This is a genomic window from Pseudomonas sp. ML2-2023-6, assembly GCF_037055265.1.
GTDB lineage: Bacteria > Pseudomonadota > Gammaproteobacteria > Pseudomonadales > Pseudomonadaceae > Aquipseudomonas > Aquipseudomonas kulmbachensis.
This window is the reverse complement of the sequence record NZ_CP146347.1, coordinates 4013787-4026123: the sequence shown is the minus strand read 5'-3', so window position 1 is coordinate 4026123 and position 12337 is coordinate 4013787. Positions and strand designations below refer to the sequence as shown.

At 59.4% G+C, this 12337-nt stretch carries 12 protein-coding genes; 5 read left to right on the top strand and 7 right to left on the bottom strand.

The genetic code is table 11. From position 1 onward, the window contains the following. The first annotated feature begins 93 nt into the window (after positions 1-93). From V6L79_RS18660 to V6L79_RS18640, 5 genes are read left to right on the top strand one after another with little or no spacing between them, the layout of a single operon-like run. Entirely contained in the window at positions 94-1674 is a 1581-nt protein-coding gene (locus tag V6L79_RS18660; protein ID WP_261738810.1) for an ABC transporter substrate-binding protein, read from the top strand. Continuing rightward, positions 1671-2642 (top strand): ABC transporter permease, encoded by a 972-nt coding sequence (locus V6L79_RS18655; RefSeq protein WP_321833797.1) that lies wholly within the window; start codon positions 1671-1673, stop codon positions 2640-2642. The genes V6L79_RS18660 and V6L79_RS18655 overlap by 4 nt, the downstream gene beginning before the upstream one ends. Beyond that, positions 2639-3445, top strand: coding sequence for an ABC transporter permease (locus tag V6L79_RS18650; protein WP_261738808.1), 807 nt, complete (start codon positions 2639-2641; stop codon positions 3443-3445). Before V6L79_RS18655 ends, V6L79_RS18650 begins: the two co-directional genes overlap by 4 nt. Next, the gene (locus V6L79_RS18645; protein ID WP_261738807.1) at positions 3445-4236 is read left to right on the top strand and encodes an ATP-binding cassette domain-containing protein; all 792 of its coding nucleotides are present in this window, start codon (positions 3445-3447) and stop codon (positions 4234-4236) included. Before V6L79_RS18650 ends, V6L79_RS18645 begins: the two co-directional genes overlap by 1 nt. Further along, positions 4229-4834, top strand: coding sequence for an ATP-binding cassette domain-containing protein (locus tag V6L79_RS18640; RefSeq protein WP_261738806.1), 606 nt, complete (start codon positions 4229-4231; stop codon positions 4832-4834). The genes V6L79_RS18645 and V6L79_RS18640 overlap by 8 nt, the downstream gene beginning before the upstream one ends. 143 nt (positions 4835-4977) lie before the next feature. Here the strand turns inward: V6L79_RS18640 and V6L79_RS18635 are convergent, their stop codons facing one another. The 7 genes from V6L79_RS18635 to V6L79_RS18605 all read right to left on the bottom strand — a co-directional run bounded on the left by V6L79_RS18635 (position 4978) and on the right by V6L79_RS18605 (position 12310). Next, complete coding sequence (locus tag V6L79_RS18635) at positions 4978-5313, bottom strand: DUF6388 family protein (RefSeq protein WP_338579333.1); 336 nt, start codon at positions 5311-5313, stop codon at positions 4978-4980. Then, complete coding sequence (locus V6L79_RS18630; protein WP_321833794.1) at positions 5276-5554, bottom strand: helix-turn-helix transcriptional regulator; 279 nt, start codon at positions 5552-5554, stop codon at positions 5276-5278. Before V6L79_RS18630 ends, V6L79_RS18635 begins: the two co-directional genes overlap by 38 nt. A gap of 153 nt (positions 5555-5707) precedes the next feature. Further along, on the bottom strand, positions 5708-7093 hold the full coding sequence (locus tag V6L79_RS18625; protein WP_338579332.1) for a uracil-xanthine permease family protein: 1386 nt from the start codon (positions 7091-7093) through the stop codon (positions 5708-5710). Between the two features lie 252 nt (positions 7094-7345). Then, complete coding sequence (lpdA, locus tag V6L79_RS18620; RefSeq protein ID WP_261738802.1) at positions 7346-8734, bottom strand: dihydrolipoyl dehydrogenase; 1389 nt, start codon at positions 8732-8734, stop codon at positions 7346-7348. Positions 8735-8736: 2 nt separating this feature from the next. Continuing rightward, positions 8737-10017 carry a dihydrolipoamide acetyltransferase family protein gene (locus tag V6L79_RS18615; RefSeq protein WP_261738801.1) on the bottom strand — a complete coding sequence of 427 codons (1281 nt, stop codon included), beginning with the start codon at positions 10015-10017 and terminating at the stop codon, positions 8737-8739. Continuing rightward, the gene (locus V6L79_RS18610; protein WP_019826497.1) at positions 10018-11073 is read right to left on the bottom strand and encodes an alpha-ketoacid dehydrogenase subunit beta; all 1056 of its coding nucleotides are present in this window, start codon (positions 11071-11073) and stop codon (positions 10018-10020) included. A 4-nt stretch (positions 11074-11077) separates the two neighbouring features. Continuing rightward, positions 11078-12310, bottom strand: coding sequence for a 3-methyl-2-oxobutanoate dehydrogenase (2-methylpropanoyl-transferring) subunit alpha (locus V6L79_RS18605; RefSeq protein ID WP_261738800.1), 1233 nt, complete (start codon positions 12308-12310; stop codon positions 11078-11080). Positions 12311-12337 lie beyond the last annotated feature (27 nt).

Genomic DNA, 12337 nt, shown 5'->3' with positions numbered 1-12337 from the left:
AAAATCAGACTGCTATTACTGATGGGCGCGATCACGTGCGTATAGCCGCTTGCTACCCGGTTTGGGCGAGGCTATTTATTATCAGGAGGATGGATGTCAAAGCCTGCATGGATGCGCAACACCCTGGTGGCGGCTGCTTTGCTCAGTGTACTGGCAGCGCCTGCTTATTCATCGCAGGACCGCACCCTGCAACTGGCCATTGGCGATGAGCCCACTGAAGGTTTTGACCCGATGTTGGGTTGGAGTCATGGCAGTTACCTGCTGTTGCACAGCCCATTGCTCAAACAGAATGAAGATTTGTCCTGGAGCAGTTTTCTGCTCAGCGACTATAAGACCAGTGACGACGGCAAGACCTGGACTCTGAAGCTCAAACCCGACTTGAAGTTTTCCGACGGCTTGCCGTTAACGGCCAAGGATGTGGCGTACACCTACAACAATGCGGCGGCCAGCGGTGGCAAGGTCGACATGGGCAACTTTCTCAAGGCCGAAGCGGTTGATCCGCTTACTGTGCGTATTGAGCTAAAGGCCCCGCAAAGCACCTTCGTCAATGTGCTCGGCTCGCTGGGTATCGTCTCTGCGGATAAATACGACGCCAAAACCTACGCGCAAAAACCGATTGGCGCAGGGCCTTATCGACTGGTCAGTTATCAGCCGGGCCAGCAGTTGATTGTTGAGGCCAACCCGTACTACGCGGGGCAGAAAAACGATTTCAACAAGTTGGTGTTTGTCTTCCTCGATGAGGACAGTGCATTTGCTGCCGCGCAAAGCAAGCAGTTGGGCATTGTGCGTATTGCGCCTTCGCTGGCCGTAACGCCGGCGGCGGGCATGAAGTTGTGGGTTCGTCCTAGCGTGGAAAACCGTGGCATCGTGATGCCAACCATCGCCTCAGGCAAGAAAGACGCTCAGGGCTATCCCATAGGTAATGATGTGACGGCCGATGTCGCCATCCGCAAAGCCATCAACTACGCCATCAATCGTCAGTTGCTTGCCGACCAGATTCTCGAAGGTCACGCTATCCCGGCGTATACCGGCGTCCAGGGCTTGCCGTGGGATAACCCGGATGCGGCCTTCAAGGATGGCGATATCGCCCGGGCCAAACAGATTCTGGATGAGGCCGGTTGGGTAGAAACCGCCAGCGGTATCCGCGAGAAAAACGGCCTGCCAGCCAAAGTCACCCTGTGGTACGCCAGTGGTGATGCCACGCGTCGTGATCTGGCCCAGGCCGTGCGTTCGATGCTCAAACCTGTCGGCATTGACGTGGACTTGAAATCCGGCAGCTGGGAAACCGTTGAACGCAACATGCACGCCAACCCGACCCTGTTTGGCTGGGGCAGCCTTGACCCGATGGAGCTTTACCATCACTACAGCAGCAAGGCGGCAGGCGTTGAGTACTACAACCCCGGCTATTACAAAAATCCATTGGTTGACCAGCATCTGCAGCAAGCGCTGGATGCGCCGACCTGGCAGCAGGCTGTGCCGTTTTGGCAGCAAGTGGAGTGGGACGGCAAAACCGGCGTGGGCGTAAAAGGCGATGCAGCCTGGGCCTGGTTGCTCAACGTACAGCACACCTACCTGACAGATGAATGCATCGACCTGGGCAAGGGCGCCCCGGAAATTCACGGTTCCTGGTCGTTGCTCAATAGCGTTGACGGCTGGAAGTGGACCTGCAAGTGATACGCGGTCTCTCGTTGTTTGTTGTGCGTTTACTGGGCCTGCTGCTGGTAACGGCAGCGGGCACCTTTGCCTTGCTGAGTTTTTCGCCGGTGGACCCGATTCGTGCCTATATCGGCAACGACTTACTGCACGTGCCCCCTGAGCAATATCCGTTGATTGCTGCGCGCTGGGGGCTCGACCTGCCATTGTGGGAACGTTTTTTGCGCTGGTTCGGGCAAATGCTGCAAGGCGATTTCGGCTACTCGATGCTTTATAACGCACCGGTCTCGCAAGTGATTGGCGAGCGCTTTGCTACCTCTTTTGCGCTGCTGTTTTCGGCGTGGCTGTTTTCCGGCATCGTTGGCCTGGCGATGGGCCTGACAGCGGGGCGTTACTTGAATCGCTGGCCGGACCGGCTGATCTCAACCTTGTCCTATGTGCTCGCGTCGATGCCAACCTTCTGGATTGGCTTGCTGTTGCTGTCACTGTTTGCCGTGACCCTGAATTGGGCGCCGATCTGCTGCGCCTGGACCCCCGGCAGCAATGCTGAAACCGCAACCTGGGGTGACAGGCTCAGGCATTTGATTCTGCCCATGCTGGCACTTGGGGTGTTGGGCGTGGGCAATATCGCCCTGCATACCCGCTCGCGGGTCGCTGAGGTCATGAACAGCGAATTTATTCGCTATGCCCATGCCCAAGGCGATAAAGGTTGGCCACTGATCAATTTCCACATTCTGCGTCACGCGGTGACCCCCGCCTTGTGCCTGCAATTTGCCTCGGTGGGGGAGTTGATTGGCGGCTCGTTACTGGCCGAAAAAGTCTTCGCCTATCCGGGCCTCGGGCAGGCCACAATTGATGCCGGTTTGCGCGGTGATATTCCGTTGCTGATGGGGATTGTGATGTTTTGTGCCGTGCTGGTGTTTACCGGCAACAGCATCGCCAACGCGCTGGTATTGCGCCTCAACCGTGGGGCGGCGCGCCAGATATGACTTACGACCCGAATCGCGCCTTGCTCAGGCTTTGTCTTTCGCTGCTGCTGTTGCTGGGATTGATCGTCTACGGCATTTCGATCATCAATATCGATGTTTCCATGGACTTGCTGGCCCGGCGCCTGCCGCCATCGGCCGAGTACTGGTTTGGTACTGACAGCCTCGGCCGTGACCTGTGGTTGCGGTGTTTTCAGGGGATGACCACCAGCCTGCAGATCGGCCTGACCGCCGCCTTCAGCAGCGGCTTTTTGGCGATGCTGGCCGCCAGTTTGTGCACAGTGAACAAAACCCTCGACTACCTGATTCGCGGGCTGATCGACAGCATGCTGGCGCTGCCGCATTTGTTGTTGCTGGTATTGATTTGTTTCACCCTGGGCGGCGGCAAACAGGGGGTGATCCTGGCAGTAGCGCTGACCCATTGGCCGCGACTGGCTTTGATCCTGCGTGGCGAGATCCTGCGGATACGCGAGACTGACTTCGTGATGCTCTCGCACCGTCTGGGCAACAGCAGCTTTTATCGCTGGCGCCATCACTTGCTGCCGTTGCTGTTGCCGCAGTGGATCATCGGCACCTTGTTGATGTTCCCCCACGCGGTCTTGCATTCGGCGGCGTTGAGTTTTCTGGGTTTTGGCCTGGCGCCACATGACCCGTCATTGGGCCTGTTGTTGGCCGATGCGCTAAGGTATTTGAGCAGCGGCGCTTGGTGGCTGGCATTTTTCCCGGGTTTGATACTGGTGGGCCTGGTACTGGTTTTTGACCAATTTGCACGGGCATTGCAGCAGCTCTGGATAAGGATTACCTGATGCTGAAATTCGACCAGTTTGCGATCGACGTTGCTCACTACCATTGGCTGGGGCACAAGACCTGGCATCCTCTGCTGAGCAATATTTGCCTTGAGGTTCACCCCGGCGAACTGGTGGCGCTGGTGGGCTCCAGCGGTGAAGGTAAAAGCCTGCTGCTGCAAAGCACCTTGGGCTTGTTGCCTGAAAACATGCGCTGCCGGGGTGACATTATGCTCGACGGGCAGGTACTGGGGGATGCCAGCAAGGTCGATCAGCGCGGTAAAACCGTGTGTTACGTACCCCAGGGTGTCAGCGCCCTGAACCCGCTGATCAAGCTCGGACCGCAATTGATGCGGGCAGCCCAATTGAGCGGGGTCAAGCTGGGGCTGGACGATGTGGCTGAGCAACTTCGCCGCTACCGCTTGCAGCCGGAATTGATCAATGAGTTTCCGCGCACACTCTCGGGCGGGATGGCCAAGCGCGTTCTGGCCAGTAGTGCGGCCCTGACCCATGCGCGCTATATCCTGGCTGACGAGATCACCTCGTGGCTGGATGACGACCATGCCTGTCAGTTGCTGACTCACCTCAAGAGCTTTTGCCTGCAGGGGCGCGGGATTTTGTGGGTCACCCATGATCTGGCGCTGGCGGCGCGCTTTGCCGATAGGATCGCGGTGTTGCATCAGGGCCAATTGCACGAAACCCTGAGTGCGCAAGAATTGCGCGAAAACGGCGGCAGCCCTTGGCTGCAGTCGCTGTGGGCGGCGTTGCCCGAGCAGCAGTTCTTTGCGCGCAGGGTGCCGGAATATGCTTGAGGTCCAGCAATTAAGCATTGTTCAGGATGGCCACCGGCTTTGGGATGCGGTGTCATTCGAGGTCAGACCGGGGGAGCGTCAAGGCATCTCTGCACCTAGCGGCTACGGCAAAACTACCCTCGGCCGAGTGCTGGCGCAATGGCAGTCGGCAACCTCGGGCAGTGTCCGTGTGGGCGGCAAACCACTGTCGAAAAAGGGCTATTGCCCGGTCCAACTAGTACCGCAGCATCCCGAGCAAACGTTCAACCCTTACCGCACCACCGGTGAAAGCCTGCGCGATGCCTGGTCGCCGGATGCCGATTGGCTAAAGCGTCTGGCGGTAAACCCTGGCTGGTTGGCACGCCGTCCGGACGAATTGTCGGGCGGGGAGCTGGCACGTATCGCCTTGCTCAGAGCATTGGACCCACGCACCCGTTACCTGATTGCTGATGAAGTGACGGCGCAACTGGATGCACATATTCAGGCGCAGGTCTGGCAAGTGTTGCTGGAAGAAGCCAAGCACCGAGAGTTGGGGTTGATTGTGTTCAGCCACAACAAGGCGTTGCTGGAGAAGGTGTGTTCGAATATCTGGTATCCGGGTAGAACCGTTTCTTCGTAGCCGCTGCCGCAGGCTGCGATGGGTTGTGTAGCGATCCCTTTGACCCGAATCTAAGGTCCTGCGGACCTTATCGCAGCCTTCGGCAGCGGCTACAGAGATCATTCGCGAGCAGGCCCTGGAACAGAGTATCTACAAGTGCTCAGTCAGGCTGCGCCTTCAAGACCATGCAATTCGCAGTATTCAGCCCAGTCCATACCGGCCATTTGCGCCACCTCGCGGTGGACCTCAAGGCGTTGGGCCTCAAATTCCTGCGCGCTGGCGCTGGTCAACTTAAGCGTCAGTTCCCAAGCAAAAAAGCCCAGGCGTTCGGCTTCGGCTTCAAAGGCTTCGTTCAAGCGATCCTGGCGATACTCCTTCATCGACTGACCCACCGCGCGGGCAGCCAATGGATTTAACGTATCAAGTTCTTCGACCAGCTCAGGGTGTTCAGCGAGAAATCGATCAAGGGCTTTTTGATGATTGGTTCCGGGTTCGGTCACAACGATCTCCAGGTAAGAACGCAGGGGTGTTGATATTCAGGGAGTGGCGGCCGGTGATGATAAACAGCACATCAATGCCTGACTGCGTGATGGCCGACAGGTAATCGGCGCGGGGCAGGGTGATGTCGCGCTCATAGCCGCTTTGCGCATGGCGCCCAACGCCACCCGCAACGGCCAGTTGTGCCTGTGTCAGTTTAAGGCGTAGACGCTCGTGTTTCAGCCGCTCACCGTATGTACTCATTCACGTCGCCAAAGCCAAGCATTAATGGTGTTGAAAAGAGTAAGACAAACGGAGAAATAGGGAAAGAATTGAGGCGCTAACTGGTCATTATCTGTAAGACGAAGCTCTAAGGCCAAGCAGGATCCCCAAGGCGATCCTGCTGTGCGTAGTCGTTTACAGCGCGGGGTTTTTCTCTGCTTCTGGCAGGAACCAGTTCAGCAGCAAGGCGCAGATACCGCCAGTGGCCACGCCCGACTCCAGCACGTTGCGCAGAGCTGCAGGCATATGCGCAAGGAACTCAGGCACCTGCGACACACCCAGGCCCAGTGCCAGGGAGACGGCAATGATCAGCAGAGCGCGGCGGTCCAGGTTGATGCTGGCCAGAATGTTGATCCCCGAGGCGGCTACGGCGCCGAACATCACCATTGCTGCACCGCCAAGCACCGGCTCTGGCACGGCCTGAATGGCACCGGCCACGCTTGGGAACAGGCCCAGCAGAATCAGCATGCCGGCAATCCATACGCCAATGTGGCGGCTGGCAATGCCGGTGAGCTGAATCACGCCATTGTTCTGGGCGAAGATCGAGCTGGGGAAGGTATTGAAAATACCCGCCAGAAACGAGTTGGCGCCGTTGACCAGCACGCCGCCCTTGATGCGCTGCATCCAGACCGGGCCTTCGACCGGCTGGCGCGATACCTTGCTGGTGGCGGTCACGTCGCCAATGGCTTCCAGCGAGGTGACGAGGTAAATCACCAGCATCGGAATAAACAGCGCCCAAGAGAAGCCTAGACCGAAGTGCAAAGGCATCGGCACCTGGAACAGTTCGGCTTCATGCATGCCGGTGAAGTCCAGGCGACCCAGGTAGCCAGCCAGTGCATAGCCCACGGCCAGTGCGATAACGATGGCGCAACTGCGCATCCATACCAGCGGGATGCGGTTCAGGATGACGATGATCGCCAGTACCACACCCGACAGCAGCAGGTTTTCGCCATTGGCAAACGTACCGTTACCCATCGCAGTGAAGCCGCCGCCCATGCTGATCAGGCCGACTTTGATCAGCGTCAGGCCAATCATCAGCACCACGATGCCGGTGACCAGCGGGGTGATCATGCGTTTTACAAAGGGTAAAACCCGCGAGATGCCCATTTCCACAAACGAACCGGCAATCACTACCCCAAAGATCGCAGCCATCACGCCTTCGACCGGCGTGCCTTGCTTGACCATCAGCGCGCCACCCGCAATCAGCGGGCCGACAAAGTTGAAGCTGGTGCCTTGCACGATCAGCAACCCGGCGCCGAAAGGCCCGAAGCGCTTGCACTGGACGAAGGTGGCGATGCCGGAGATGACCAGCGACATGGAGACGATCAGGTTGGTATCGCGGCTGGAGACGCCCAGCGCCTGGCAGATCAACAGGCCGGGGGTGACGATGGGTACGATGATGGCCAACAGATGTTGCAGCGCTGCGAGAAAGCCGATCCACGGCTTGGGACGGTCTTCAAGACCGAAGACCAGCTCGCTGGTTCGGGACTCGGCTTCATGGGGGGGTTTGAGAGAGGTCATGGCGAGCGCCCTGGAAAAAAGAGCGCGATTCTACTGGTCTTGGGCCATTACGCCCAGCGTTGGATTGCCACCTTATAAGAACCCCCCGTAGCAGCTGCCGAAGGAACGAGGCTGCGTTCGATTGCGAAGCAATCGTAAAACCTGAGTCCGCGATTTTACTGATAGGCCGCGACTTCAGGTTTTACGACGGCTGCGCCGCCGAACGCAGCCTCGTTCCTTCGGCAGCTGCTACGGGGGTTCTTACCTATTTAGTTACAGATGCAACGCATGCCCCAAAGCACGCAGCGCGGCTTCTTGCACAGCTTCACCCAAGGTCGGGTGAGCGTGAATGGTGCCAGCGATGTCTTCCAGGCAAGCGCCCATTTCCATTGACTGGCCAAAGGCCGTCGACAACTCGGAAACCCCCGCGCCCACGGCTTGCCAGCCAACAATCAGGTGGTTATCACGGCGTGCCACAACCCGCACAAACCCGGTTTTGGATTCCAGGGTCATGGCCCGGCCATTGGCGGAGAACGGAAAGCTGGCACTGATACAGTCCAGGCCCGCCGCTTCAGCCTCAGCCGGAGTTTTGCCGACCACGACGATCTCCGGGTCGGTAAAGCACACCGCAGCAATGGCCGTAGGGCTGAACTCGCGCTGCTTTCCGGCAATGATTTCGGCGACCATCTCGCCCTGGGCCATGGCCCGATGAGCCAGCATCGGCTCGCCGGTCAGGTCGCCAATCGCCCACACGTTGCGCATGCTGGTGTGGCAACGGTTGTCCACGCGAATTGCCGGGCCATTCATGGCCAGCGCCAGGGATTCAAGGTTGTAGCCTTGAGTGCGCGGACGGCGCCCGACAGCAACCAGCACCTGGTCGGTTTCCAATGTCTGGCTCTGGCCCATGCGGTCGCGCATGGACAGGGTTTTGGTGCTGGCCTGGAATCCTTCGACGCTGTGTTCCAGATACAGGGTAATGCCCAGCGCCTTGAGGGACTCGGCCACCGGCAGCGTCAGATCCTTGTCGTAAGTCGGCAGGATTCGATCACGGGCTTCTACCACCGTGACTTCGGCACCGAGCTTGCGGTAGGCAATACCCAGTTCCAGACCGATATACCCGGCGCCGACCACGGTCAGGCGCTTGGGAATGGCTGTTGGCTGCAGGGCTTCGGTAGACGAAATAATTGCTCCGCCAATCGGCAAAATCGGCAGATCAATGGTTTGTGAGCCGGTGGCCAGCAGCAGGTGTTCGCATTCGATGCGTTGCCCGTCGACTTCAACCGCCTTGCCATCGAGGATCCTGGCCCAGCCATGAATGACCTTGACCCCGTTCTTTTTCAGCAGCGCGCCAACGCCGGTCGTCAGGCGGTCAACGATGCCGTTTTTCCATTGCACGCTCTGGCCGATATCGAGAGTCGGCGCTTGGGTCTTGATCCCCAGTGGCGAACTGTTGGTGCTGTAGCGCTGGGTGGTATGAAACTGCTCGGCAACGTGAATCAGTGCCTTGGACGGGATGCAGCCGACGTTCAGGCAGGTGCCGCCCAGCGACTGGCCTTCGATCAGGACCGTCGGGATACCTAGCTGGCCAGCGCGGATCGCCGCGACATAGCCGCCAGGGCCGCCACCGATAATCAGCAGCGTGGTGTGTTGTGTTGGCTGCATGTTCACTCCAGAAACAGGGTGGCAGGTTGTTCGAGCAAGCCACGCATGGCCTGGATAAATTGTGCCGCGTCCATGCCATCGACCACGCGATGATCGAAGGAGCTGGAGAGGTTCATCATTTTGCGGATCACGATCTGGCCTTTGACCACTACTGGTCGTTCGACGATACGGTTCACGCCAATGATCGCCACCTCGGGCAGGTTGACCACCGGCGTGCTGACAATGCCGCCCAACGCGCCAAGGCTGGTCAGGGTAATGGTCGAACCGGAGAGTTCTTCGCGGGTGGCTTTGCCGGTGCGTACGGCATTGGCCAGCCGGGCAATTTCATCGGCGGCGCCCCACAGGTTCAGGGTTTCGGCATGGCGAACCACCGGCACCATCAGGCCTGCGTCGCTTTGTGCCGCAACGCCAATATGCGCCGCGCCAAAGCGAGTGATGATCTGGGCTTCGTCGTCGTAGCGTACGTTGATCTGTGGGAAATCGCGCAAGGCTACGACCATCGCCCGTACCAGAAACGGCAACAAGGTCAGCTTGCCGCGGCTTTCGCCCCACTTCTGATTGAGCTGGGCACGCAGTTCTTCGAGTGCGGTGACGTCTACTTCTTCGACATAACTGAAGTGCGCCGCGCGGCGTTTGGCGTCCTGCATGCGCTGGGCGATTTTGCGGCGCAGGCCGATTACCGGGATTTGCTGTTCATCATTGCGTTTGGCGTAACCACTGGCAGGCGCGACGCTGGTGCTGGTGTCTTGTGCCAGGTAAGCATCCAGGTCGTCATGCAGCACACGGCCAGCAGGGCCGCTACCGACTACAAAGCGTAGCTCGATCCCGGCATCCCAAGCGCGCTTACGCACGGCCGGGGAGGCAAGTGGGCGTTCATTGGCTTCGCGGGCGACAGGTGCAGCCCGTAGCACCGCTGCGGCTTTAATCGCGGGCGACGCAACCACGGCGACTTCGACGCGGGCCTGTGGCGCAATGTTAGGGGCGGCGGCCACCGGTGCTGGTGCAGCGGCAGGCTGGGCGCTTTCACGCAGGTTTCCCGCGCCTTCGACTTCGATGCGGATCAGCTCGCTGCCCACTGCCATCACTTCGCCGGGCTGGCCGCCCAGGGCCAGGACTCTGCCAGCGACGGGGGAGGGAATGTCTACGGTAGCCTTGTCGGTCATCACATCGGCCACTACCTGGTCTTCACTGACCATGTCGCCGACTTTGACAAACCATTCCACCAGTTCAACTTGAGCAATGCCTTCGCCAATGTCCGGCATCTTGATAACGTGCGTACCCATTCAGACCTCCATAACCCGTTGTAAAGCTGCACCCACTCGCGCCGGGCCAGGGAAGTAGGCCCACTCCTGAGCATGCGGATACGGTGTATCCCAGCCGGTTACGCGCTCGATTGGCGCTTCCAGGTAGTGGAAGCAGTGCTCTTGAACCAGTGCGATCAGCTCGGCGCCAAAACCGCAGGTGCGGGTGGCTTCGTGCACGACAACGCAACGGCGGGTCTTCTTGACAGAGGTGACGATGGCATCCAGATCCAGCGGCCACAGGCTGCGCAGGTCGATGACTTCGGCGTCGATACCGGTTTCTTCGGCGGCAACTTGCGCGACATACACCGTGGTGCCGTAGGTCAGGATGGTGACTTCAGTGCCGGGGCGCACGATGGCGGCGCAGTCCAGCGGTACGGTGTAATAACCGTCGGGTACGGCGCTGGCCGGGTGTTTCGACCACGGGGTAACCGGGCGGTCGTGGTGGCCGTCGAACGGGCCGTTGTACAGGCGTTTTGGCTCGAGGAAGATCACCGGGTCATCGTTTTCGATGGCGGCAATCAGCAGGCCTTTGGCGTCGTAGGGGTTGGATGGCATCACGGTGCGCAGGCCGCAGACCTGGGTGAACATGGCCTCCGGGCTCTGGCTGTGCGTCTGGCCGCCGTAGATCCCGCCGCCGCAAGGCATGCGGATGGTCATCGGGGCGATAAACTCACCGGCCGAACGATAGCGCAGACGCGCAGCTTCAGACACGATCTGGTCGGAAGCCGGGTAGAAGTAGTCGGCAAACTGGATTTCGGCGACCGGGCGCAGGCCATAAGCGCCCATGCCCACGGCAGCACCAACGATGCCGCTTTCCGAGATCGGCGCGTCGAACACCCGCGAGCTGCCGTACTTGGCCTGCAGGCCTTCGGTGCAGCGAAATACGCCGCCGAAGTAGCCCACGTCCTGGCCAAACACCACTACGTTATCGTCGCGCTCAAGCATGACATCCATGGCCGAGCGCAGGGCCTGGATCATCGTCATGGTGCTGGTACTCACGGCGTTCTCCATCTGAATTTTATTGTTGTCGTTCATCTGGTTATAACCCCAATTCCTGACGTTGCCGACGCAAATGCTCGGGCATTTCCTTGTACACGTCCTCAAACATCGTCGCGGCGCTGGGTATTTGCCCGCCGGCCAGGGTGCCGAAACGCTCGGCTTCCTTTTGCGCGCCAATGATTTCGGCTTCGAGTTCGGCGCTGACGGCAACGTGTTCTTCTTCTGACCAGTTGCCGGTGGCAATCAGGTGCTGTTTGAGGCGAATAATCGGATCGCCCAGCGGGAAGTGGCTCCAGTCATCTGCAGGACGGTACTTGGATGGATCGTCCGAAGTGGAGTGCGGGCCTGCGCGATAGGTGACCCACTCGATCAGGGTCGGTCCCAGGTTGCGACGGGCGCGTTCGGCGGCCCAGGCGGAGGCGGCGTACACCGCGATAAAGTCGTTACCGTCAACTCGCAGTGAAGCGATGCCGCAGCCTACGCCGCGCCCGGCGAAGGTGGTGGATTCGCCGCCAGCAATGGCCTGGAACGTTGAAATCGCCCATTGGTTGTTGACCACGTTGAGGATCACCGGGGCGCGATAGACGTGAGCGAAGGTGAGGGCGGTGTGGAAGTCGGACTCGGCGGTGGCGCCGTCACCGATCCAGGCCGAGGCGATTTTAGTGTCGCCCTTGATCGCTGAGGCCATGCCCCAGCCGACTGCCTGTACGAATTGGGTTGCGAGGTTGCCGGAAATACTGAAAAAACCGTAGTCACGCACCGAATACATGATCGGCAATTGCCGGCCCTTGAGCGGGTCGCGTTCGTTGGACAGCAATTGGCAGATCAGATCGACCAGAGGCACATCGCGGGCCATCAGAATGCTTTGCTGGCGATAGGTCGGAAAGCACATGTCGTCGATGTTCAAGGCCAGGGCCTGGGCGCTGCCGATGGCTTCTTCGCCAAGGCTTTGCATGTAGAACGACATTTTTTTCTGGCGCTGGGCGACCACCATGCGCGTGTCGAAAATACGGGTCTTGAGCATGGCGCGCATGCCAGCACGCAACACCTCGGTCGATACGCCTTCGGCCCAGGGGCCAAGAGCCTGGCCCTGATCATCGAGCACGCGGATCAGGCCTTTGGCCAGGTCGGCCGTGTCGGCAGGCTCTACGTCGATAGGGGGTTTACGCACCAGACCGGCGTCGGTCAGGCGAAGGTAACTGAAGTCGGTCTTGCAGCCTGGGCGGCCAGACGGTTCGGGAACGTGCAGGCGCAGCGGTGCATATTCATTCATGGCTTTCTCTACGCTCGATCTTGTCGT